This is a genomic window from Paraburkholderia fungorum, from assembly GCF_900099835.1.
Taxonomy (GTDB): Bacteria; Pseudomonadota; Gammaproteobacteria; order Burkholderiales; family Burkholderiaceae; genus Paraburkholderia; species Paraburkholderia fungorum_A.
Genome location: NZ_FNKP01000001.1, coordinates 1,520,679 through 1,542,722 on the forward strand (window position 1 = coordinate 1,520,679; position 22,044 = coordinate 1,542,722).

Below are 22,044 nucleotides of genomic sequence, written 5' to 3' on the forward strand. Positions count from 1 at the left end.
ACTCGATGAAACTGACGCATCGACTCATCCGTTCCTACGCGCTTTATACGCTCGGTTTCCTGCTTTTCATCTACGTGATGTGGCGCATCGAGCGCACCACGGGTCCGGGCGTGTGGATCGGCTACGTGTTCCTGTTCGTGCCGATCGCCGTGTATGCGGTGATCGGCGTGCTGTCGCGGACCTCCGATCTGGTCGAATACTACGTCGCGGGGCGGCGCGTGCCGTCCGCGTTCAACGGCATGGCGACGGCCGCCGACTGGTTATCGGCGGCGTCGTTCATCGGTCTCGCCGGCTCGATCTATGCCACCGGATACGACGGTCTCGCGTATCTGATGGGCTGGACCGGCGGCTATTGCCTCGTCGCGTTTTTGCTCGCGCCGTACGTGCGCAAGCTCGCGCGCTACACGATTCCCGATTTCCTCGGCACGCGCTTTTCGAGCAACGCGGTACGCGGACTCGCGGCGCTCGCCGCGATTCTCTGCTCGTTCGTTTATCTGGTCGCGCAGATTCAGGGCGTCGGCCTGATCGCCACGCGCTTTATCGGCGTGGATTTCGCGGTCGGCATTTTCTGCGGACTCGCGGGCATTCTGGTGTGCTCGTTTCTCGGCGGCATGCGTGCGGTGACATGGACCCAGGTTGCGCAGTACATCATCCTGATCGCCGCGATCCTGATACCCGTATCGATGATTGCGCATAAGGACGGCCTCGGCTGGGTGCCGCAATTCAGCTACGGCCGTTTGATGGAGCGCATCGAAGGCCTGGAGAAACAGGTGCGCGACGCGCCGCTCGAACAGACCGTGCGCGACGATTACCGACGCCGCGCGACGCTGATGCAGATGCGGCTCGACACGTTGCCGCAATCATTCGTCGACGAAAAGCAGCGTCTCACGCGGGAGGTGGCCGATTTACGCCGTCATAACGGCCCGTTGCGCGACATCAAGGAACGTGAGAGGGCGCTCGAACAGTTTCCACGCGATGCCGCCGCCGCGCAGATCGTGTGGACGCAACGCCGCGATGAAATGCTGATGCGCGCGGCCGCGCCGGTGCCGATGCACGAACCGTTTCCCGCTACCGGCGACGAAGACCGGCGCACCCATGAGCGCAATTTTCTGTCGCTGCTGCTGTGTCTGTCGCTGGGGACGGCGAGCTTGCCGCACATCCTGACGCGCTATAACACGACGACGTCGGTGGCCTCCGCGCGACGCTCGGTCGGCTGGACGCTATTTTTCGTCGCGCTGTTTTATCTGACCGTGCCGGTGCTCGCGGTGCTGATCAAGTATGAAATTCTGACGAGTCTGGTCGGCCATCATTTTTCGGATCTGCCGCAGTGGCTCACGCAATGGCGCAAGGTCGAGCCGAGCCTGATCAGCCTCGCGGATATCAACGGCGACGGCATCGTGCGCTGGAGCGAGATTCAGATGCAGCCCGATATGGTCGTGCTCGCCGCGCCAGAAATCGCGGGGCTGCCGTATGTGATGTCGGGCTTGATCGCGGCGGGCGCGCTGGCCGCAGCGCTTTCCACGGCCGATGGCTTGCTGCTCACCATCGCCAATGCTTTATCGCACGACGTGTATTACCACATGGTCGATCCGGGCGCGTCGAGTCAGCGGCGCGTGACGATCTCGAAGATTCTGCTTCTGGGGGTCGCATTGTTCGCGTCGTATGTGGCGTCGTTGAATACGGGGAACATTCTGTTTCTGGTGGGGGCGGCGTTTTCGCTGGCGGCGTCGAGTCTGTTTCCGGTGCTGGTGCTCGGCGTGTTCTGGAAGCGCACGACGCGGCTTGGGGCGGTCGCCGGCATGGTGGCGGGGCTGGTGGTGTGCATCTATTACATCGTGTCGACATACCCGTTCTTCACGCAGCTGACGGGTTTCGCCGGCGGACGATGGTTCGGCATAGAGCCGATCAGTTCCGGCGTATTCGGCGTGCCGGCGGGGTTTCTGGTGGCGATCGGGGTGAGCCTGATCGACCGGAAACCGGATGCTTATACGATCGCGCTGGTCGACTATATCCGGCATCCTTGAACGGGTTTGCACAGGGGTGTGGCATAAGGCGCGAAGTTTGCTATAATTCGGCTCCCCGCCGGAGAGATGGATGAGCGGTTTAAGTCGCACGCCTGGAAAGCGTGTATAGGTTAATAACCTATCCGGGGTTCGAATCCCCGTCTCTCCGCCAGAATCGAACACTAAAGCCCTGTAAGTTCAACGACTTACGGGGCTTTTGTTTTTGTCGGCTCATCAATTAGCCCATCATCAGGCAAGATTTCATGGCTGGCATGGCGAGTTCTCTTGTCCGTCGCGACCCGTCGCACGTTCGCCACACTCCGCTAGAATCCGGCTTGTCTGGGGCGCGCAGTTTCTGCTGCGGTCGCATCGTTAAGACCACAGCGAGCGTTTGGGGGCAACGTGAAACAGCCCATATTCGTACAAACATCAATCCGTTGTGGAGTCTGGTTGATCCGCGGACCGTTGTGCAGGCGGCACTAGTCGCAGGCTTCGACCCAAACTCGGTTGATGAAAGCGGCGACTAGTTCAAGAACCAGCAAACCGGAATGACCGACAGTAACGGGATCACATGGATTCACACTGCATTTGCAGCGCTGGTCAATGCGGTTAATGCCCGCACGCTGAAAGGCAACGATACGCCGCTCAGCATGGGAACGGGGTGGGACGAGGAGCCGGGCGAGGGTGAAGCGTATGCGCAGAAAGTCACGGTAAGAGACGATGACGCCGCGCAGGCTTGGGACATTGCCGAACCTCATGTCGTCAAGGTGCGACGGTCGATTATCTATCGTGTTGCACCTGACTGGAAGTTGACCACCGTGGACGTTGACGACATTCGCGAGTGGCTCGCATCGCGAGGTATAAAGACGGGTTTTTCTTTCCCGATGCAACGGATGCGCCGGACTATCTCAACTCCAAACACCCACGCTACGCGCCGAGGCTCGCCGCTGCTGTCAATGCGTGGCTGGCTGTCACGCAGGGCAGGGGCAAGAGTGTCAAGGACGCAATCAGGAAGTGGCTCCGTGAGCATGCGGCAGAGTTCGGCCTGACCAACGACGATGGCAACCCGAACGAGACGGGCATCGAGGAAGTTGCGAAGGTTGCGAACTGGCAACCGGCAGGCGGCGCGCCGAAGACCCCCGGCCAGTAACCTACCCGCCCCTTTGGGCTTTGGCAGGGGTGGGTTTTCTGAACCCACCCAGCTATTCACGGCCCGATTGCGCCAATCTAATACCGCCATGTCGCGTCATTCCGGCGCGCACTTTCGCATCGATGGTGAGTCATGGCCGATCAAACTATTCCCATCAGGATTCCTCGCTATCGCGTGTCGCAGATTACGGGGCTTCAACGTAGCGCGCTGTACGAGCGCATCGCACGCGGCGAATTCCCGAAGCCCGTCGCTATTGATAGTGCCGCTGTACGCTCGATCGAAGCCGAAGCCGAAGTCGAAGTCGAAGTCGAAGCCGAAGTCGAAGTCGAAGTCGAAGTCGAAGTCGTGGCATGGGTTCAGCAGCAGATCGATACAAGCCGCAAGCATGCTGCGCGGGGAAAAAGCGATGAACGTCGCAAGCCCGCATAACGCGACGCGTCCCGACGATGCCGAAGCACTCGACGTCGCGTGTGCGCTCGATACTGCGGTTATCCGCGTCGATCAATTGCAAGCGCTGGCGGGATTGCTGAGTCAGGAAGAAGTCGCGGAACAGTTCTCTGATCTTTTAACCGGCGTGCAAGTTTCCATTTTTGGTCTGTTCGAGGATGCACTTGCGGACATACGCGCAACACTAACGCAGACAGTGGCGCATGAGTAACCGTGCTGGCTAAATCGGTCGCCTAAAAAAAAGGCGACGTATACCTAACACGGCGCACCGCCTCACCATTTGACAGCCGGGAAAGACCGGCATGAAAACCGACCTCGCAAGGGTCGGTTTTTTGTTTGAGACATAAACAGACCAATAGCGCGACTCATTGGTACGAGTTAACTTTTGACGAATGTTGACAAAACATCTAGAGCACGGAGGTTACTCTTGCGAGACGCGTTCGTATCAGATACGGCGGTCGTTCATATAGGAGACTTAAACATGCCGGAAAAGCAAAGCAATAAAACCGCCTACCTTTTCGTTATCCAGGATTTGCGTACTGAGCGCGGCGGGCGAGTCAGCCGGGTAACGACCAAGGCGGAGTATCAAGGGATGGCGCTGGCGAGTGTCGGCGATACAGTCACTTATGACGACGGCAGCGAGGCCACGATCATCGACGGTGCGGGCTTTGCTGCTTCATGGGATGGCAAGCCGTATGCCCTTGTCGGTTCCCGCCTGAGCAACGGCGACACAATCACGGAAACATTGCAGGATGGCTGCGGTATCACGGTTCGCAGCGGCAAACCTGTGCCCGGTCTGTTTGGCCCCGCCTATGTGTCGTTTTCGTCCGGATCTGCTTGCTGACGGGGAACGTCTATGAATCGAGCTATGGTTCGACACGGTGATCCGACGACAACAGGCGGCTTTGTTATCGCCCTCACTTCTACCATGTTTGACGATGGAAAGCGGAGGCATGTCTGCACATGGGGCGATGCCGGCCACCAGGTCGCGCTAATCGGCGGCGTGGCGTATTGCGAGGCGTGCAGGAGTGTCGGCTCGATTGCAAAATCGGGAGACCCACGCCGTAATCAAGTTATGAGCGAAACCGCCGCTGATGGCGATATCGTCCTGTGCAACTGCGCGTTGCCGCCTCGTATTGTCGAGAAACTGGCAGGCGAATCATGGTGCGATGATATGGCCGAATCAATGGGCACGGTGGTCTCCAGCAGGGCTGGCGGCGGTGTCGCGTCTGTCGTCATAGTTGCATATGACGAACAGGTACGGGCAGTAGGACAGGGCGCGTTCGAAGGTTATCCGTATGTCATCGAAACAGCAGATGGACGGACTCACGCGGGAAGTATTGACGCTAGTTGCCACCTACCACGCATGTACACCGACTCAAGCGACGACTACACAGTGCATTGGGGCGACGAGGCCCTGGTAAGACAGAATGGAATCTGAGACATGCGAAACAAGAAAACTGTGGTCCGAACCAACACGACGCTGAACTCAATCAAGGAAGTACAATTAAAAGCCCTGACCTTTCAGGATCTGTGGGACAACTACCCGTCAGGTCATCCCTACGACGATCCGAGCGGCAACTATGGCAACCAGTGTGCGATCCGCATGAGCGTAACGTTCCATCGTGTCGGCAGCGAGATGAAATCATTTTCGCAGAAGATTGTAAAACCGATGCCGGGAAAGCCGACTTTGGGGCGGCTTATTCTGGACGGAAAAGCTACAGCTACTCGCGCCTATGAGCTGGCCGAATGGCTTCAGCAAAGGCCATTCGCAGGCGTTTCAACGGCTGAGAGCATTACTGGACCGGATTGGCCGAGCAAGATAAAGGGGCGCACAGGAATCGTGTTCTTCTATGGTTATTGGCGACAGGATGGCGATTCGGGAGCGGACTTAAGCGGCGGCCATATTGATCTGTGGGACAGAGATACTCTTACACCTTCGGCGGAATCGTTTCTACGATTTCGTGTCGGAGTGCCCAGCATTCCCAATCCTTTGTCATGGCTGAGAGGCCGGAGCGATAACATTTATTCGAACCTCGGAAAATCCAGGCAGATACTATTTTGGGAAGTGCGGTGAGGCGGTTATCCGTCGCGGCGCTGGGGTTCGTGTGGGGGCTTCTGCTGACATGGCTCCTGCTCTATGTGTTCAGCCATGTAAATTGGCAACGTGAAGTTGCGCCAATGTCCGGCTGCTCTGACATGGAGCATTGCAGTCCGCGGACTCTCACGTTGTTCGTCCTTTTCGGTACGTTGTTTTGTCCCGCGTTTGTTTTTGCGGGCATCAACGCTGTGGCGTATAAACACTGGTCAACCCAAAAATGGACGTTAGTTTTTAGCGTTGGGAGCATTTTTGTCATGCTGTTTTATACGGTTCTTTACGCCATGCCGCAATCTGGAAGCTATTTGAAGTAACGCTTGTTGTAATACGGTGGCGCGCCTCTTCACCGTGCGGGTTCGCGCTGCCGCGACCGACTAACAGTTAGTCCGTCACACTGCAAACATGCTTTGCCCACGCCTCCGTCAGCGGTCGCCGCTGCTCCAACAAATCAGTCCGGTGATACGCCGCTTCGACCTTGTTCGCGATTGTATGAGCGAGCGCCCGCTCGGCAAGATCACGCACATAACCTTGTTCACTGGCCCAATCGCGGAAGCTGGAACGGAAGCCATGCGCCGTCGCCACGCGTCCCGGCGTATCGCTGTTTGCCTTGACCCGGCGTAGCAGTGCAGTAAGCGTCATGTCGCTGAGTACCTTTTCGCGTGGCGGCGGAAAGACAAGGGTTTCATGCTGCTTCTGTTCCTTGAGCGCCTTTACCAGTGTGAGCGCCCTGTCGGCGTTGATAGCAACATTGAAGGAGTTCTTCAACATCACGGCGTTAGGTGGGCATCGCGAATATCAGCTTCTGGCGCCAAGGAACGAAGGGCGGGCCTGTCCAGGTAAGTACGGCATGCAGGTGGTTGAAGAAATGCGCGCGAAATTCGGGCTTGCGGCACCCTCAAAGTGAGATTGTCCAGCCAAGCTGCTCATTGATGATGTAAGTATGGCGTTCAAGTTGGTTCTGAACCAATCGGCAGCGTTGCGGTTTTGAAAGGCGATTGGTCTCCGGCAGCCGGGCCTTTTCCTCAAATGCGTTGAACCACTCACTGTTGCCCAAGTCGGGTCCGTGCCCTTCACCATCTGAGATGTCGAAGTAGTGGCTGTCGAGGTATGAGAACCACTCTTGCGTACACGGTTGGACGACTGGAGCATGTGCTACCCTGGTAGTCGCAAACAGCCACGCGAGAACAATAACGGAACAGATGCCAATGAGGATTTTCATTTGCGCTTTTTAAAGAGAATTGCTTGCTTGTGGCTACTTTCGGGGGGCGTGCTGGCTTCAGTTGGCCTGTTTTCTCGGGCCCATCCAGCGGATGTTGCCGTTGTGCTGGGAAATACGGTACATGTCGATGGTAGTCCGTCGCCCAGGTTGGCGGCAAGGCTGGATAAAGCCTACCAGTGCTATGAACAGCGGCAATGCAAGCTGGTTTTTGTCAGCGGCGGTGTCGATGCCTCCGGTACAGACGAAGCGCTCGCAATGCGAACCTATCTCGTGTTTCGTGGTGTTCCATCCGACAGCATCGTGCTCGATCGTTCGGGTAACGATACCTGGTCAACCGCACGTAACGCGAGTGCCTTCATGCGGGCTCGCGGCCTGTCGAGTGCATTGGTCGTGACGCAGTATTTTCATCTTCCGAGGGCGATGTTCGCGCTCAAGCGCTTTGGCGTGCGTCAAGTCAGTGGTGCGTACCCGGCGTTCTGGGAGGCGCGTGATGTCTATTCGATTGCGCGTGAAGTGCCGGCCTTGGTCTGGTATGCCATTCGCCCACTTTAGTATTGGTTTGCGAATGCTCGGCTGCGGCTCGGTGGCGCTGAATATGCGGTATGTGAAACGCTCGTTCAGCTTCGTCCTCGACCAAGCGCATCACAAGTCACAAAAATTCCCCCCTCGTGCCCAATCCGCCAGCACGATCACGCCCAATCACACGCGCCAATGACGCACTTCGTGCGTGAATCATCCCAGGTGCCAGGCTTCTGACCCAGCAGAAAAAGACGTCCCGACACAAACGCAAATCCAATCCCCAGCCACACCTGCCACGACGCCCCCCAACAAGGCAAAATCATAAACGACGCTCCGGAGCCCACTAACAGATCCAGAAGGCCGTTGATGAATACTTTGCTTGCATGGTTCGCCGCAGCGCGTTGGCGGTTGTCGCTGTCCCATTGCCTCGAAGGGCTGCTGATTCAGGCACCACTCGGGCTGCTGTTCGATTTTCGGCTCGGCGCGCTTGCTGTCATCGTCTGGTACTGGTCGCGCAAGAAGCTCGAGGCGGAACTCGAAACCTTGCCGCCAGAGAAAGCGCAAGAGTTCGAAGCCCACGCTTATACCTGGGCGATCGGCTGGTTCCCATGGCAGTGGGATGCCTACAAGGTGCTGGACCTGGTGCTCCCGGCAATTTCGTCGGCGCTGATTGCCGTGGCGTTAGCGGGATACCGTGGCCCGCTAACGGTGTATTAGAGACTTGCAGCCTCGGGCTACGTCCCGGGCTCAACCCCCAGCTTCGCGTGACCGACCGGTGAAGCGATCCACTTCGAATCATTTGCGTACAATTGCCGTTCTTTCCCGACCCGGCAAAAGAAGCGTGCGGCCCATCCATGCCGCGCGAAGCGCGTCGGCCGAACCGGTGGCATAACATCACCGCGCGTTCCGGCTGCATGCAGAAGCGACTACCTGTGACCACCTGACGGCAATCGAGACCACTTGCGCCGTCAGGCCAGCCCTGTAACGAACCCACACTCATGTCTACCGACCCAAGCGGCTCCGAATCTTTCAGTTTGCCAAAACACCCTGCGTTCCAGCGATTCTGGTGCACCCGCATCTTCTCGTCACTGTCGTTCCAGATGCTGGCCGTCGCGATGGGCTGGCACATCTACGCGCTCACGCATAGCGCCTTCGCACTCGGCCTCGTCGGCCTCGCGCAGTTTCTGCCGATGTTCGCGCTGACGCTCGTCGTCGGCCACGTCGCCGATACCTTCGACCGCCGACGCATCGCGGCCATCTGTCAGGGCCTCGAAAGCGTCGCTGCGTTGTTATTCGCCGTCGGCACTTTCGGCGGCTGGATCAGCGCGCCGATGATCTATGTGCTGGCCGCATGCGTCGGCGCAGCGCGCGCATTTGAATCGCCTGCGGTGGCCTCGCTGCTGCCCGCCGTCGTGCCTCGCGGACAACTGCCGAAAGCAACCGCATGGGCGACTTCCGCGAATCAGACCGCGCAGATCGCGGGGCCCGCGTTGGGTGGCTTGCTGTACGGCATCGGTCCGGGCACGGTCTATCTCGCCTGCACGCTGTCGTTCGCTGCCGCTGCGGCAGCGGTATGGAGCATTCCGCTGCAGACGAAACCTGCGGTTCGCGCACCCGTCACGCTGGAATCGGTGTTCTCGGGCATCGCGTTTATCCGCAAGGAACCGGTGATTCTCGGCGCGTTGTCGCTCGATCTGTTCGCCGTGCTGTTCGGCGGCGCGACTGCGTTGTTGCCGATTTTCGCGCGCGATGTCCTGCACGCGGGACCGCTCGGCCTTGGTCTGTTGCGCTCGGGCACCGCCATCGGCGCGCTCGCGGGCACCATCTGGCTCGCGCATTTTCCGTTGCGCAACCGCCCCGGCGCGGCGATGTTCGGCGGCGTGATTGCGTTCGGCCTGGCTACGCTGGTGTTCGGTCTGTCGAATCAGTTTTTCGTGTCGCTGCTTGCGTTGATCGTGCTGGGCGCGTCCGACACCATCAGCGTGGTGGTGCGTCTGTCGCTCGTGCAGTTGCGCACGCCGGACGAGATGCTCGGACGAGTCAGCGCGGTCAATTCGCTGTTTATCGGAACCTCGAATCAATTGGGCGAGTTCGAATCGGGCGTGACGGCAGGGTGGTGGGGCGCGCGCCCTGCGGTGCTGGTCGGCGGCATCGCGACGATCACCGTCGCGTTGCTGTGGATGAAGCTATTTCCGGAACTTCGTCTCACGCGTTCGCTGGAAAAAGAAGAAGAACTGGCGCCGAGCAATTGATCAAGCGCAGCTGCCACTAGCTGCGTTTCTATCGATGATCGAAGAAAACCCCTTGCCAGAAGGGGTTAACGCGAAGCGGCCAGCGCTCTGCGCCGCTTCGCACCCGCTATGATGATGTGATCGTCACTCGATAAAAACATCATCATGCGCATTGCCCCTCTACCTCCGCTGCAATGTCTGGTCGCGTTTGAATCGGCCGTGCGGCATGCGAGTTTCACCAAAGCCGCCGCTGAATTGCATCTGACGCAAAGCGCCGTGAGCCGGCAGATTGCGCAACTCGAAGACTTCCTCGGCCGCTCGCTGTTCGTGCGCGAGCATCGCGCATTGCGCTTGACGATCGCGGGCGAAGGCTACGCGAAACACGTGCAGTGGTTGCTTGCCACGTGTTCCGAAGCCACGCTCGACGTGATGAAACGTTACGGCGATCTCGAACTCACCATCGCCTGCTCATCGGGCGTCGCGGTGTTGTGGCTGACGCCGCGACTCGGCGCGTTTCGCGCCGCGCATCCGACCGTCAAGATCAGAATGATCGTGCGTGACGGACTCGCTTCGTTATCGCCCGCTGAATTCGACGTGGGGCTGTATTACAGCCGTCAACGCGCCGAGCCGCATTTCACCGCGCGCCGTATTTTCGACGAAGAGGTGTATCCGGTATGTTCGCCGGGATATCTCGCCGGCCGGGTACTCGAACCCGCCGACCTCGCGCGCGAAACGCTACTGATGCAGGAAGACGGCCAGCGGCAATGGATGTCGTGGTCCGAATGGTTTCGTCTGAACGATGTGCAGATGCCGGCATCGCCGCAAGCGGTCGTCGTCAATCATTATCCGCAACTCGTGCAGATGGCGATTCTGGGGCAGGGCGTCGTGCTCGGCTGGCGGCATATGATCGACGCATGCCTGAACGAAGGGCTGCTGGTGCGTGCAACGCAAGCGTCGGCGAGTCACGGCGGCGGTTATTACGTGGTGTCGCCGAACGACCGCTCGCAGAACCAGGCTGCGCGCCTGTTCACACGCTGGCTGTTCGAGCAGGCCGACGAGCAGATGGGCAAACCGGCTGGCTGAAGCAAGGTTAGACCCGAAAGCCAGACATAAGGCCCAAGCGAGAAGTTCGCATGCGCTAAACGCATGCAAGCATGCGAATCTTTCGTTTCGAAAACAAATCAGCTCTCTCTACGATCGGTGTCATGCATGCGAAAGCGCCATTCGAAGGCGTGGCGCGTTGCCGACATAATTGCCCGACAGGCAGCCAGATGAGGAAAGAGACCATGCAAGGAACGCTTTCATCCGCCGTCCCGCTCTCCGTGGACACGCTCGCGCGGCAGCGCCGCCGCGCCATTATCGCCACCGTTCTCGGCAACGGGCTCGAGTGGTTCGACTTCACGGTGTACAGCTTCTTCGCGGTCATCATCGCGAAACTGTTCTTCCCGACCGGCAATGAACTGACCTCGCTGCTGCTGGCGGTTGCCACGTTCGGCGTGGGCTTTTTCATGCGGCCGGTGGGCGGCATGGTGCTGGGTGTCTATGCCGATAAAGTCGGCAGAAAGGCGGCGCTCTCGCTCACGATTCTTCTGATGGCAGGCGGCACCGCGCTGATCGGTCTCGCGCCGACCTACGACCAGATTGGCCTGTGGGCACCGGTGCTGATCGTGGTCGCACGTTTGCTGCAAGGCTTTTCCGCCGGCGGCGAAATGGGCAGCGCGACAGCCTTCCTCACCGAATACGCACCCGCAGACAAACGCGCGTTCTATTCGAGCTGGATTCAATCGAGCATCGGCTTCGCGGTGCTGCTCGGTGCAGCGGTCGGCACCTTCGTGACGGCGAATCTGAGTGCCGATTCGCTGCACTCGTGGGGCTGGAGAATGCCGTTCCTGATCGGTATTCTGATCGGGCCGGTTGGCTATTTCATTCGCAGCCGCATGGACGAAACACCGGCCTTCGCCGCAGTTGCTGAAGAAGCAAAGAACGATTCGCCGCTCGCAGACGTATTCCGCAGCTATCCGCGCGAAACCTTCGCCAGTTTCTCGATGGTCATTCTGTGGACCGTTTGCACCTACGTGCTGCTGTTTTATATGCCGACGTATTCGGTGCGTACGTTGCATCTGCCGCAATCGACCGGCTTTCTCGCGGGCATGTTCGGCGGCTCGATGATCATGTGCTTCTCGCCGGTGGTCGGCAAACTCGCGGATCGCTTCGGTCGCCGACGTTTTCTGTCGGGCGCGGCTGCACTGATCCTGGTGCTCGCATGGCCGATGTTCGCGTACATCAACAGCGCACCGGGCCTCGCTTCGCTGATCGTGTTTCAGGGCGTGTTCGGCCTGTTGATCGCGGCGTACACCGGTCCGATTCTCGCAGCGTTCTCCGAACTGTTCCCGACCAAAGTTCTGTCGACGGGTCTCTCCGTTGCGTACAACTTCGCGGTGACGATTTTCGGCGGCTTTGCACCGTTCTTCATCACGTGGCTGATCGCGTCGACGGGCAGCAACATGGCGCCCGCGATCTACGTGATGATCGCAGCAGGCATCAGCCTGTGCGGCACCTTCTTCGTGCGCGATCCGCGTCGGCGCACAGCTTGAACAGGCGCGTCCGGCTGATCCGCGCCGGACGGATTCCTTCATCCAGTCAGGAAGATTTCAATGAGCATTACGGTAATCAGCGGCGGCAACGTACTCGATCTGGCCCGGGGTATCTTGCTGGAACATCATCATGTCGTGATAGAAAACGGTCATATCGTCGAAGTCACCGACCGTCCCGTCGATCTGCCGAACGCACGCGTGATCGACGCGCGCGGCAAGACGGTGATGCCGGGTCTGATCGACTGTCACGTCCATGTGCTGGCTTCGCGCGCGAACCTCGGTGTGAATGCGGCGCAGCCGAATATTCTGACCGCGATTCGCGCGTTGCCGATTCTCAAGGCAATGGTCGGCCGCGGTTTCACCAGCGTGCGCGACGCGGGCGGCGCGGATTGGGGTTTGACGCAGGCGCTCGAAAGCGGGCTGATTCCCGGCCCGCGAATTTTCCCGTCGGGCAAGGCGCTGTCGCAAACCGGTGGTCACGGCGATTTCCGGCCGCGCGGCGATGTGCTCGAACCGTGTTCGTGCGCGTTCCGCGCGGGCGCGATTGCGCGCGTGGTCGACGGCGTGGATGCGGTGCGTCTCGCCGTGCGCGAAGAGATCCAGAAGGGCGCGACGCAAATCAAGATCATGGCGTCGGGCGGCGTGGCGTCGCCCACCGATCCGATCAGCAACACGCAGTATTCCGAGGACGAAATTCGCGCGATCGTCGCCGAAGCCGAAGCGGCCAATACGTACGTGATGGCGCATGCGTACACGGGACGCGCGATTTCGCGCGCGATCCGCTGTGGCGTGCGCACCATCGAACACGGCAATCTGGTCGATGCGGAAGCCGCGAAACTGATGCATGAGCACGGCGCATTCGTCGTACCGACGCTGGTCACGTACGACGCACTCGCTAAACATGGTGCTGATTACGGGCTGCCCGCCGACTCGATCGCGAAGATCGAAACGGTGCGGCAGGCCGGCCGCGATTCGCTGGAAATCTACGCGGACGCGGGGGTGCCGATGGGTTTCGGTTCCGACCTGCTCGGAGAAATGCACACGTTCCAGAGCGACGAACTGCGCATTCGGGCTGACGTCCTCGGCAATCTGGAAGCGCTGCGTTCGGCCACCACGATTGCCGCGGATATCGTCAATCTGAAGGGCAAGCTCGGCGTGATCGAGGCGGGCGCGATTGCCGACGTGCTGGTGGTGGATGGCGATCCCCTCAAAGACATCGGCGTGCTGACCGGTCAGGGCGAGCGTGTGACTTATGTATTGCAGCGAGGCGAAGTCGTGAGCGAGCGGGGCACGGTCGCGTCACGTTGAAGGCTTCAATGGCGCAAGCCGTTACGCGACCAATAACGCAAACAACTTCGCACTAAAAATACCGTAGCGTTTCGCACAGGTGTCGTTCACGCCTGCGCGACGCTCGCGCGCCACGCGCTCCAGCGCACCGTCGCCATAATCGACGCAGCGACAATCAGCGCACCGCCGAGCCATGCGCTCACCGAAATCCTTTCCCCCAGCCAGATGCAGGCGAACAGCGCACCAAACGCCGGTTCGCTGCCCATCAACAACGACACGCGTGTCGGACTGCTGCGTTTGATCGCGAAGTTCTGTGCGAAAAACGCGAACAGCGTGCAAGCCAGCACGAGATAAGCGACATAGCCCCAGAACGACGCGTGTCCCGCCAATGTCGGCAGCGCCTGCAGCTGGTGCGGCGCGAACACGCACGCGGCCGCCAGGCTCCCCGATGCGACGACACCCGCTTGCACCGCAGTCACCGTCAAAGGCGGCAACGCCGAATCGCGCATCACGCGTTTGGTCACGCACACGGTCAACGCGCGCAGCAATGCGGCGAGCAGAATCAGCGCGTCGCCGGGATTCAGGCTCAGTGAACCGTCGCCGGCCAGCAGCCATGCGCCGAGCAACGACACCGCGACCGCCGCCCACTCGACCCGGCTGGGCCGGCGCTTGAGCATTTGCCATTCGACCAGCGGCGTCAGCACCACGCACAGGCTGATCAGAAACGCGGCGTTGGCGGCGCGCGTCAGCAGAATGCCGAAGGTTTCGCACAGAAAGATGCCGAGCAGCAGAACGCCGGCAATCAGCACGCCGCGCAGTGTGCGGGCGTCGGCGGCGCGCAGGTGGCGCAGCGCGGGCGACAGGATGGCGAAGGTGATGCCGAAGCGCAGTGCCAGCAGCCCCAGCACCGGATAAAACACCAACGCGCTTTTGACGACGCCATAACTCGTGCCCCACACGACGGCAACCGCGAGCAGCATCAGATCGGAGAGAAAAAGCAGGCGTTCCTGTTTCGGCATGACAAACCTCGTGCAATAAAGCACGTATTGTCGAATGATGCAGGGGAGATGATAATCGGGTCGTTGCGCACAGCGTTTATGTCGCAAATGCATTAATCATTCGCGCGTTCTCAAGGCTGCCACGATGACCCCTGCCGAGCTTTTCGACTTGCTGCCCGATATGGCGGTGTTTGCGCGCGTAGTCGAGGCGGGCAATTTTTCGGTGGCGGCGCGTCAGTTGGGCAGCACGCCGTCCACGGTCAGCCGTCAGATCAAGCGGCTCGAAGACGCGCTCGCTACGCGTCTGCTCGAACGATCCACCCGCACCGTGCGCGTGACCGAATCCGGCGCACAGGTGGTGAGATTCTGTCGCGACATGGTCGGCGCGGCGTCGGCTGCCGTCGATGCCGCCGGACAACTGTCGGGCCGCGCGCAAGGCAAGGTGAGCCTCAGTGCGCCGACGCAATTCGCGAGGGCGGTGATTCATCCGCTGATTGCGGGCTTTTTGCGCGCTTATGAAGAGGTCGATCTGCAACTGCTTTTCACCGATCACGACGTCGACCCGCTGGCCGATGACGTCGATCTGGTGATCCGTCTGACCGAGCATCCGCCGCAAGGCTTGGCTGGGCGCCGGTTGGGCGCGGTGCACTGGCTGCTGGTGGCGTCGCCCGCTTATCTGCTTGAGCGCGGCACGCCCGCGCATCCACGCGATCTGCTGACACACGCATGCATCTATCTCGGCGAAACTGCCGACGACAACCGTTGGCGCTTTCGTCGCGGCACGGAAACGCACAGCGTCGATGTGAAAGGGCGCTATATCGCCAATCACGCCGGGGCGAGGCTCGAAGCCGCGCTGCAGGATTTCGGTATCGCAAACGTTCCGGAGTTCGCCGCCGAAGCCGCGTTGCAGAGCGGCGAACTGGTGCAGGTGCTGCCGGACTGGCGGCTCGATGCGCGCGCGTATGTCGGGTCCGTCTGGCTGCTTTATCCGCCGAACCGTTTTTTGCCGCCAAAGGTGAGGGCGTTGATCGACTATCTGGTCGAGCACATTGACGTCGCCGACAATGCGGAATAAACGCGCATCGCGCGATCCGATTTCGATTTTCGATTTTCGATTTTCGAATCACGAAACGAACGTGGAATCGCCTGAGCGATCCATGACTGAATGCAACGCACGTCAAAACGAGCACGAGGAGAACCAGCATGACCCTGCGCGAAACCGGCCCGGTTGCGGCGACTGTCTATCGCGGCGAATCGATTGAAAACTCGCATCTCGCGCATGTCGCGGTCGTCGATGCGAAGGGGCGTCTGCTGTATTCATTCGGCGACCCGTCGCGGATGACGTTGGCCCGCTCCGCAGCGAAGCCCGCCCAGGCGCTCGCGGTGCTGGAAACCGGCGCGCTCGAACGCTTCGGTTTCGACGAGGCCGATCTCGCGTTGATGTGCGCGTCGCATAGCAGCGAGCCGCGTCATATCGACCGGACGCGCAGCATGCTTGCCAAGGCGCGGGCGAGCGAAGACGATTTGCGTTGCGGCGGCCATCCGCCGTTGTCCGATGCGGTGTATATCGACTGGCTCAAGCGCGACTTCAAGCCGGGAGCGGTGTGCAGCAACTGCTCCGGCAAGCACGCCGGCATGCTTGCCGGAGCGCGTTCCATCGGCGCGGCGATCGGCGGTTATGAGCGACCCGAGCATCCGTTGCAGGTCCGCGTGAAGCACACGGTCGCCGACGTGTGCGATCTGCCGGACGACGCGGTTCAATGGGCCATCGACGGTTGCAATCTGCCGACACCGGCGTTTCCGCTGGACCGGCTTGCGCGCCTGTTTGCGAAGCTGGCGGCGTCGCAGGACGAGGTGGCGGACGGTAGTTCATCGGCCACGTCCCGCACGCAGGCGCTCGCACGGATCTATCGCGCGATGACGGCGTATCCTGAACTGGTGGGCGGCGAGGGCCGTTTCTGTACCGAGTTGATGCAGGCATTCGACGGCGCGCTGGTCGGCAAGGTTGGCGCGGACGGCAGTTACGCGATTGGCGTGCGGGCGTCGCCGCAAACCGCTGCGTTGGGATCGGACGGCGCGCTGGGTATCGCGGTAAAAGTCGAAGATGGCAATGTGAGCGTGCTGTACGCGGTAGCCGCCGAACTGCTTGCGCTGCTCGACATCGGAACAGCGGAACAACGCGCGAAACTCGACGCTTTTCGCGCGCCGAAGCGGCTCAATACGATGGGTGTGGAAACGGGTCGGCTAGCTTTTTCGGTCGAACTCGAGCGGGCGCAATAATCGCGTCGTGATACCGTTTTCGCAGCGATTGTCCGTAGGCAATCGCTGCATCTGCAACACGCTCTAACGCCACTCCCGCCTGCTACGCAGCAACTGCCGATGGCGCAGCCCCCAGCGCATGGCGGATCGCATCGGCCAGTTCGGCGGCGGCGAACTTCGCCACATACCCGTTCGCGCCCGCATTCTTCACATGCGCCTCGTTCGCCGCGCCCGTCAGCGACGAATGGATGATCACCGGAATATCGCGTGTGCGTTCATCTGCCTTGATCTGACGCGTCAGCATGAAGCCGTCCATTTCGGGCATCTCGAGATCGGTCAGCACCAGCGCAATCGTGTCTTTCGCGCGGGTGCCGTTCGACTGCGCTTCGCGGGCGACCTGCTGCAGCGTATTCCAGGCTTCTTCGCCGGTCTTGGTCATCACGTAATCCGCGCCGATCGCGCTCAGCGCCTGCTCGATCAGCTTGCGCGCGAAGCCGGAATCGTCGGCGGCGAGAATCTTGGCGCCCCGGCGAATTCCCAGCGCCTCGCCGACCGAGGTCGGGTCCACGCTCGGATGCTGCGACGGAAACACATCGCGCAACACCTGCTCGACGTCGATCACCTGGGCGAGCCGCGAATCGCCCGTGTTGCCGTCGATCCGCGCAATGCTGGTGACGAGATTGCCGCCCGCCGCGCCCTCGGCCGACAGCACCTGATTCCACTCCAGCCGCACGATGTCGTCCACTTCCTCGACCGCGAACGCCTGGGTCGAGCGCGCGAATTCGGTGACCAGCAGGATGTTCAACCCGCGCGTCGGCTCGCAGCCCATCAGGCGCGGCAAGTCGATCACGGGGATGATCTGCCCGCGAATATCGACCGCGCCCATCACGAACGGCGACGATCCGGCGATCGGCGTGACGGCCGGCATCGTCGAGATTTCACGCACCTTGAAAACGTTGATGCCGTACAGCTCGTGCGCGTCGCTGCCGGGCACGGAGCCGAGCCGATACAGCAACAGCTCGAATTTATTCGAACTGGTCAGGTTGCTGCGTTCGTTCGCACGATTTTCTTCCGACATCGACTCTCTCCACGATTCACGATTGCTTTGCTTGATGGCCTGCCTGCGATGGCCTGGGGTATTGCGCTCTGCTTATTGCGCGCCATGGATGCGTTGCGTTCAGCCCTGGCGCGAGGCTTACCTCTCGGTTATCGGCGGCGCTGCCGAAAAATTCAGCGATTTTCGTGCGGATTCGATCGACTGGACGGCACGTCTTCGCGGGTATTGATATGAAGGTTACCTAAGGTTACAGAAGCGACAGCAGCGTTTCACCTGCACCGGGAAGCGCCTCCTAGAATCGACGGCGATCAAAGCGTGGCGTCAATCACGAACCGAAAGCTTTCTGCAAGCATGATGTGCAGAGCGGGTTCAAGGCGCACACGTATCACTGTCGTTTCGCTTCCACCTCAAGGAGAACATATGATCCGCCTGCCTCTCGCCACTTTCACCAGCGCCTGTCTTCTGGTTGTCGCCACGGCGGCCAGCGCTCAAACCGGTGCGCCGGCCGCCGCCGACGCGGGCCGTCTGCATGCCGCCGACCAGGCGTTCATCGCCGACGGCACGCAGGGCGTCGCGACGCAGCGCGATGCCGCGCGTATCGCCACCTCGCGTTCCACCGACCGTGACGTGAAGGCGTTCGCCGAACGCGTGTCGACCGACAACGCGAAAATCTCCGACGCGTTGCGCGCCGCAAGCCCGCGCGGCGTCGACGTGCCGAAGAACGATCCCGACGCAGCCGTGCTCGCGAGCATCAACAATCTGCGTGGCGCCGATTTCGACAAGACGTATATCGAACAGGTCGCGCTGGCGGGCGAGCAGAAGACGCTGTCGGCATTCCAGGCGGAAATTGCGTCGGGTCGCGACGACCAGTTGAAGGCCGCCGCGCAGAAGGCGCTGCCGACGATCCAGCAGCACTACGCGATGGCGCAGGATCTGGCCAAGCGTAAGCATCTGTCCACGACGGCGCAGTAAAGCGGGGCGCTTCACGTTTTAACGTTTGCGCTTCATACTTTTCACGCGCGTCACGTTGTGGCGTGACGCGCGGCTTCTCGCGGTTCCTCACTGCTCTCGCGGCAGGTCAAGTGCGGGCTTTTCGGCGATAATCGGCTTCTTCTTTCGGGCCTGCGTTTCAGATACGCGACATGCGCGAATCGCCAGCGCTGAGCGCCCGAAGCAAACCTGACGTTTTTCACCGCACTCACTCCAAGCTCACCCTATGAGCAAGCCTGCCAATCTGCCGCAACAGTTGGACTACATGCTCCGGCAAGCCGTCGCGCTTCAACAGAGCGGCGCACATGTCGAAGCCGAAGAACTCTATCGCGAGATTCTCGAACTCAAGCCCCGTCATTTCGATGCGCTGCAATTGCTCGGTGCGCTGATGCTGCAAAGCGGCCGTCTGCAGGACGGGATCGATCTGCTGAAGAAGGCGCTGGCCGTCAACCCGAAACAGCCCGCGATTCACTCGAACCTCGCCTACGCGCTTAACGCATTGCAGCGTTTCAACGAAGGTCTCGTGAGCGCCGATCGCGCGCTGGCGTTGCAACCTAAATTTCTCGATGCGCTGAACAATCGCGGCAATGCGCAAGCGGGCCTGAACAAGCCGCTCGACGCACTCGGCAGTTTCGATCGCTGCATTGCGCTGTCGCCGGAATTCGCGCCCGCCTGGAACAATCGCGCGTGCGTGCTGCGCGATCTGGGCCGTCCCGCCGATGCACTCGCCAGTTGCGATCACGCGCTGGCCTTGCAGCCGGGCTATCCCGATGCATGGAGCAATCGCGGCAATGCGCTGAGCGATCTGAACCAGCCGCAGGACGCGGAGCGCAGCTACCGGCGCGCGCTCGAACTGGCCCCGGCATTCGCGGACGCCTGGAACAATCTCGGTCTCACGCAGATCGATCTCAACCAGCATGGCGAAGCGCTGTCGAGTTACGAACGCGCGCTCGCCGTGAATCCCGACGCGGCGGAAACGCATTGGAACGAGTCACTGTGTCTGCTGCAAATGGGACGCTTCGACACCGGCTGGCGCAAATACGAATGGCGCTGGCAGCGCAACCGGATCAAGGCGGGCGCGCGCCAGTTTGCGCAGCCGTTGTGGCTCGGCGATTTTCCGCTCGACGGCAAGACGATTCTGCTGCATGCCGAACAGGGGCTCGGCGACACGTTGCAGTTTTGCCGTTATGCCGCGATGGTGTCGAAGCTCGGCGCGAAGGTCGTGCTCGAAGTGCCGCACGAATTGATGCGCCTGATGCGTACGCTCGACGGCTTCGATCAGTTGATCGAAGCGGGGCAGCCGCTGCCGCCGTTCGATTGCCACTGTCCTTTGCTGAGCTTGCCGCTGGCATTCAGGACCGACGAACACAGCATTCCATCGGCGACGCCTTATCTATTCGCCGACGCGGATTCCGCACGCCAGTGGCATGACCGGATTCACATGCCCGCCGATAACCGTCTGAAAGTCGGTCTCGTGTGGGCAGGCGGAAACCGGCCGCATGTCGCGGAATTGCGCAAGAACGATGCACGCCGCTCGATCGCATTCGACCAGTTGGCTCCCATCCTCGACCTGCCGGATGTGCGCTTTTTCAGCCTGCAAAAAGGCACGGCGGCGCAACAGCAATTGCTGGCGAGCGAACGGCGCGATCGCGTCGAAGACTACACGCAGCACCTCGACGATTTCGCCGATACCGCCGCGCTGGTCGCCAACCTCGATCTGGTCATTTCCGTCGATACGTCCACCGCTCATCTGGCGGGCGCGCTCGACAGGCCGGTCTGGATCCTGAACCGCTTCGACACCTGCTGGCGCTGGATGCTCGAACGCAGCGACACGCCCTGGTATCCGTCCGCGCGGTTGTTCCGTCAGCCCGCACTCGGCGATTGGGACAGCGTGCTGCAGCACGCCCGCACTGCGCTCGCCGCGTTAAGCGCATGACCGTCTGACAAGGTGGCGTCAACCTGCGCGCCTGCCGACGCATTTACGCAGACACGCGTAGACTGAACGTCCGTTTTATCGACGGCTATGCCACGGAGAATCATCAATGGAATACAGACATCTGGGTGCATCCGGTTTCAAGGTGCCGGTACTGAGTTTCGGTACGGGCACGTTTGGCGGTAAGGGCGAATTTTTCGAGGCGTGGGGCGCGACCGATGTTGCCGAAGCGCGTCGTCTGATCGACATCTGCTTCGACTCGGGCGTCACGATGTTCGACAGCGCGGACATTTATTCGGGCGGCGCGTCCGAGTCGGTGCTGGGCGAAGCGCTGAAGGGCAAGCGCGACAAGGCGATTATTTCCACCAAGGCCACCTTCCGTTTCGACGATGGTCCGAACAGCGTCGGCTCGTCGCGTTTCCATCTGACCCAGGCGGTCGACGCCGCGCTCAAGCGGCTGCAAACCGATTACATCGACCTGTTCCAGTTGCACGGCTTCGACGCGAAAACGCCGATCGCCGAAGTCATGTCGACACTCGACGATCTCGTGCGCGCGGGCAAGATCCGCTACACGGGCGTGTCGAATTTCTCGGGCTGGCATCTGATGAAATCGCAGGATGTCGCGGACCGTTATGGCTATCCGCGCTACGTCGCGAATCAGACCTACTACTCGCTGGTCGGCCGCGATTACGAGTGGGAACTGATGCCGCTCGGCGTCGATCAGGGGGTGGGCGCAGTGGTGTGGAGTCCGCTCGGCTGGGGGCGTCTGACGGGCAAGATCAAGCGCGGCCAGCCGCTGCCGGATTCGAGCCGTCTGCATAAAACCGCCGACATGGGGCCGCCGGTGCCCGACGAATATCTGTTCCGCGTACTCGATGCGATCGACGAAATCGCGGCGGAAACCGGCAAGACGGTCCCGCAAATCGCGTTGAACTGGCTGCTGCAGCGGCCGACGGTATCGACGGTGCTGATCGGCGCGCGCAATGAGGAACAACTGCGGCAGAACCTCGGCGCGGTCGGCTGGAATCTGACGCCGGAGCAGGTCGCGAAGCTGGATGCGGCGAGCGCGGTGCGACCGGCTTACCCGTACTGGCATCAGGAAGGTTTTGCGGAGCGCAATCCGAAGGCGGTTTAACCGCGCTTTCGTGCGGCGCGTGCTGCACGAAAGCGCCGGGCTGCCAGGTCGGGCAGCCCGGCTGGCGCGATGGCCGGGCGCGCCGCGGTCATCGCTAGCCAGGCGGCGGCAGCCCGAATCGCCC

General features: G+C 60.9%; 22 protein-coding genes and 1 tRNA gene. 19 read left to right on the top strand and 4 right to left on the bottom strand.

All coding sequences use genetic code 11. The features are described 5' to 3' along the window. The first annotated feature begins 5 nt into the window (after positions 1–5). The 8 genes from BLS41_RS06760 (at position 6) to BLS41_RS06795 (ending at position 5,677) form a co-directional block, all read left to right on the top strand. Positions 6–2,024, top strand: coding sequence for a sodium:solute symporter family protein (locus tag BLS41_RS06760; RefSeq protein ID WP_074763594.1), 2,019 nt, complete (start codon positions 6–8; stop codon positions 2,022–2,024). A 60-nt stretch (positions 2,025–2,084) separates the two neighbouring features. Then, positions 2,085–2,175: transfer RNA gene (locus BLS41_RS06765), tRNA-Ser, on the top strand. Positions 2,176–2,844: 669 nt separating this feature from the next. After that, positions 2,845–3,153, top strand: coding sequence for a hypothetical protein (locus BLS41_RS06770; RefSeq protein WP_074763595.1), 309 nt, complete (start codon positions 2,845–2,847; stop codon positions 3,151–3,153). A 132-nt stretch (positions 3,154–3,285) separates the two neighbouring features. Continuing rightward, the gene (locus BLS41_RS06775) at positions 3,286–3,582 is read left to right on the top strand and encodes a helix-turn-helix transcriptional regulator (RefSeq protein ID WP_074763596.1); all 297 of its coding nucleotides are present in this window, start codon (positions 3,286–3,288) and stop codon (positions 3,580–3,582) included. Continuing rightward, entirely contained in the window at positions 3,560–3,811 is a 252-nt protein-coding gene (locus BLS41_RS06780; RefSeq protein ID WP_074763597.1) for a hypothetical protein, read from the top strand. Before BLS41_RS06775 ends, BLS41_RS06780 begins: the two co-directional genes overlap by 23 nt. Before the next feature lie 270 nt (positions 3,812–4,081). Beyond that, complete coding sequence (locus BLS41_RS39355) at positions 4,082–4,444, top strand: PAAR domain-containing protein (protein ID WP_074763598.1); 363 nt, start codon at positions 4,082–4,084, stop codon at positions 4,442–4,444. A 12-nt stretch (positions 4,445–4,456) separates the two neighbouring features. Further along, positions 4,457–5,041, top strand: coding sequence for a PAAR domain-containing protein (locus BLS41_RS39520; RefSeq protein ID WP_253189629.1), 585 nt, complete (start codon positions 4,457–4,459; stop codon positions 5,039–5,041). Positions 5,042–5,044: 3 nt separating this feature from the next. Continuing rightward, the gene (locus BLS41_RS06795; protein WP_074763600.1) at positions 5,045–5,677 is read left to right on the top strand and encodes a type VI secretion system amidase effector protein Tae4; all 633 of its coding nucleotides are present in this window, start codon (positions 5,045–5,047) and stop codon (positions 5,675–5,677) included. A 402-nt stretch (positions 5,678–6,079) separates the two neighbouring features. Here the strand turns inward: BLS41_RS06795 and BLS41_RS06805 are convergent, their stop codons facing one another. Together BLS41_RS06805 and BLS41_RS38935 are read right to left on the bottom strand one after the other, a co-directional pair. Continuing rightward, positions 6,080–6,466 (bottom strand): tyrosine-type recombinase/integrase, encoded by a 387-nt coding sequence (locus BLS41_RS06805; RefSeq protein WP_143026230.1) that lies wholly within the window; start codon positions 6,464–6,466, stop codon positions 6,080–6,082. A gap of 127 nt (positions 6,467–6,593) precedes the next feature. Next, on the bottom strand, positions 6,594–6,917 hold the full coding sequence (locus BLS41_RS38935; RefSeq protein ID WP_074763602.1) for a hypothetical protein: 324 nt from the start codon (positions 6,915–6,917) through the stop codon (positions 6,594–6,596). Positions 6,918–6,944: 27 nt separating this feature from the next. Here BLS41_RS38935 and BLS41_RS06820 point away from each other — a divergent pair, with 27 nt between their 5' ends. The 6 genes from BLS41_RS06820 to BLS41_RS06845 all read left to right on the top strand — a co-directional run bounded on the left by BLS41_RS06820 (position 6,945) and on the right by BLS41_RS06845 (position 13,569). Continuing rightward, positions 6,945–7,469 carry a YdcF family protein gene (locus BLS41_RS06820; protein ID WP_253189630.1) on the top strand — a complete coding sequence of 175 codons (525 nt, stop codon included), beginning with the start codon at positions 6,945–6,947 and terminating at the stop codon, positions 7,467–7,469. A gap of 333 nt (positions 7,470–7,802) precedes the next feature. Then, the gene (locus tag BLS41_RS06825) at positions 7,803–8,153 is read left to right on the top strand and encodes a hypothetical protein (protein WP_074763604.1); all 351 of its coding nucleotides are present in this window, start codon (positions 7,803–7,805) and stop codon (positions 8,151–8,153) included. Positions 8,154–8,434: 281 nt separating this feature from the next. Then, positions 8,435–9,688 (top strand): MFS transporter, encoded by a 1,254-nt coding sequence (locus tag BLS41_RS06830; protein ID WP_074763605.1) that lies wholly within the window; start codon positions 8,435–8,437, stop codon positions 9,686–9,688. Between the two features lie 144 nt (positions 9,689–9,832). Next, positions 9,833–10,750, top strand: coding sequence for a LysR substrate-binding domain-containing protein (locus tag BLS41_RS06835; protein WP_074763606.1), 918 nt, complete (start codon positions 9,833–9,835; stop codon positions 10,748–10,750). 203 nt (positions 10,751–10,953) lie between these two features. Beyond that, a complete protein-coding gene (locus BLS41_RS06840; protein ID WP_074763607.1) occupies positions 10,954–12,261 on the top strand; it encodes an MFS transporter in 1,308 nt (435 codons plus the stop codon). Between the two features lie 60 nt (positions 12,262–12,321). Beyond that, entirely contained in the window at positions 12,322–13,569 is a 1,248-nt protein-coding gene (locus tag BLS41_RS06845; RefSeq protein WP_074763608.1) for a metal-dependent hydrolase family protein, read from the top strand. 86 nt (positions 13,570–13,655) lie between these two features. Here BLS41_RS06845 and BLS41_RS06850 read toward each other — a convergent pair whose 3' ends face one another. Next, positions 13,656–14,567: a DMT family transporter gene (locus BLS41_RS06850; RefSeq protein ID WP_074763609.1), complete on the bottom strand. Its 912-nt coding sequence runs from the start codon at positions 14,565–14,567 to the stop codon at positions 13,656–13,658. A gap of 124 nt (positions 14,568–14,691) precedes the next feature. Between BLS41_RS06850 and BLS41_RS06855 the strand changes: the two genes are divergently transcribed. Both BLS41_RS06855 and BLS41_RS06860 read left to right on the top strand, forming a co-directional pair. Continuing rightward, positions 14,692–15,621, top strand: coding sequence for a LysR family transcriptional regulator (locus tag BLS41_RS06855; RefSeq protein ID WP_074763610.1), 930 nt, complete (start codon positions 14,692–14,694; stop codon positions 15,619–15,621). A gap of 128 nt (positions 15,622–15,749) precedes the next feature. Beyond that, complete coding sequence (locus BLS41_RS06860) at positions 15,750–16,826, top strand: asparaginase (protein WP_074763611.1); 1,077 nt, start codon at positions 15,750–15,752, stop codon at positions 16,824–16,826. An 82-nt stretch (positions 16,827–16,908) separates the two neighbouring features. On the opposite strand, the gene BLS41_RS06865 is transcribed toward BLS41_RS06860, so the two are convergent. Beyond that, positions 16,909–17,883, bottom strand: a complete 975-nt coding sequence (locus BLS41_RS06865) for a chemotaxis protein (RefSeq protein WP_074763612.1) — start codon at positions 17,881–17,883, stop codon at positions 16,909–16,911. 399 nt (positions 17,884–18,282) lie between these two features. Here BLS41_RS06865 and BLS41_RS06870 point away from each other — a divergent pair, with 399 nt between their 5' ends. The 3 genes from BLS41_RS06870 (at position 18,283) to BLS41_RS06880 (ending at position 21,920) form a co-directional block, all read left to right on the top strand. Beyond that, complete coding sequence (locus BLS41_RS06870) at positions 18,283–18,834, top strand: DUF4142 domain-containing protein (RefSeq protein ID WP_074763613.1); 552 nt, start codon at positions 18,283–18,285, stop codon at positions 18,832–18,834. A gap of 244 nt (positions 18,835–19,078) precedes the next feature. Then, positions 19,079–20,788: a tetratricopeptide repeat protein gene (locus BLS41_RS06875; RefSeq protein WP_074763614.1), complete on the top strand. Its 1,710-nt coding sequence runs from the start codon at positions 19,079–19,081 to the stop codon at positions 20,786–20,788. Positions 20,789–20,894: 106 nt separating this feature from the next. After that, on the top strand, positions 20,895–21,920 hold the full coding sequence (locus BLS41_RS06880) for an aldo/keto reductase (RefSeq protein WP_074763615.1): 1,026 nt from the start codon (positions 20,895–20,897) through the stop codon (positions 21,918–21,920). The last annotated feature ends 124 nt before the right edge of the window (positions 21,921–22,044 follow it).

Excerpts from the sequence above, each read along its gene's own strand:
- BLS41_RS06760 (WP_074763594.1), top strand. The coding sequence starts at position 6 with ATGAAACTGACGCATCGACTCATCCGTTCCTACGCGCTTTATACGCTC.
- BLS41_RS06775 (WP_074763596.1), top strand. The coding sequence starts at position 3,286 with ATGGCCGATCAAACTATTCCCATCAGGATTCCTCGCTATCGCGTGTCG.
- BLS41_RS06780 (WP_074763597.1), top strand. The coding sequence starts at position 3,560 with ATGAACGTCGCAAGCCCGCATAACGCGACGCGTCCCGACGATGCCGAA.
- BLS41_RS39355 (WP_074763598.1), top strand. The coding sequence starts at position 4,082 with ATGCCGGAAAAGCAAAGCAATAAAACCGCCTACCTTTTCGTTATCCAG.
- BLS41_RS39520 (WP_253189629.1), top strand. The coding sequence starts at position 4,457 with ATGAATCGAGCTATGGTTCGACACGGTGATCCGACGACAACAGGCGGC.
- BLS41_RS06795 (WP_074763600.1), top strand. The coding sequence starts at position 5,045 with ATGCGAAACAAGAAAACTGTGGTCCGAACCAACACGACGCTGAACTCA.
- BLS41_RS06805 (WP_143026230.1), bottom strand. The coding sequence starts at position 6,466 with ATGTTGAAGAACTCCTTCAATGTTGCTATCAACGCCGACAGGGCGCTC.
- BLS41_RS38935 (WP_074763602.1), bottom strand. The coding sequence starts at position 6,917 with ATGAAAATCCTCATTGGCATCTGTTCCGTTATTGTTCTCGCGTGGCTG.
- BLS41_RS06825 (WP_074763604.1), top strand. The coding sequence starts at position 7,803 with ATGAATACTTTGCTTGCATGGTTCGCCGCAGCGCGTTGGCGGTTGTCG.
- BLS41_RS06830 (WP_074763605.1), top strand. The coding sequence starts at position 8,435 with ATGTCTACCGACCCAAGCGGCTCCGAATCTTTCAGTTTGCCAAAACAC.
- BLS41_RS06835 (WP_074763606.1), top strand. The coding sequence starts at position 9,833 with ATGCGCATTGCCCCTCTACCTCCGCTGCAATGTCTGGTCGCGTTTGAA.
- BLS41_RS06840 (WP_074763607.1), top strand. The coding sequence starts at position 10,954 with ATGCAAGGAACGCTTTCATCCGCCGTCCCGCTCTCCGTGGACACGCTC.
- BLS41_RS06845 (WP_074763608.1), top strand. The coding sequence starts at position 12,322 with ATGAGCATTACGGTAATCAGCGGCGGCAACGTACTCGATCTGGCCCGG.
- BLS41_RS06850 (WP_074763609.1), bottom strand. The coding sequence starts at position 14,567 with ATGCCGAAACAGGAACGCCTGCTTTTTCTCTCCGATCTGATGCTGCTC.
- BLS41_RS06855 (WP_074763610.1), top strand. The coding sequence starts at position 14,692 with ATGACCCCTGCCGAGCTTTTCGACTTGCTGCCCGATATGGCGGTGTTT.
- BLS41_RS06860 (WP_074763611.1), top strand. The coding sequence starts at position 15,750 with ATGACCCTGCGCGAAACCGGCCCGGTTGCGGCGACTGTCTATCGCGGC.
- BLS41_RS06865 (WP_074763612.1), bottom strand. The coding sequence starts at position 17,883 with ATGTCGGAAGAAAATCGTGCGAACGAACGCAGCAACCTGACCAGTTCG.
- BLS41_RS06870 (WP_074763613.1), top strand. The coding sequence starts at position 18,283 with ATGATCCGCCTGCCTCTCGCCACTTTCACCAGCGCCTGTCTTCTGGTT.
- BLS41_RS06875 (WP_074763614.1), top strand. The coding sequence starts at position 19,079 with ATGAGCAAGCCTGCCAATCTGCCGCAACAGTTGGACTACATGCTCCGG.
- BLS41_RS06880 (WP_074763615.1), top strand. The coding sequence starts at position 20,895 with ATGGAATACAGACATCTGGGTGCATCCGGTTTCAAGGTGCCGGTACTG.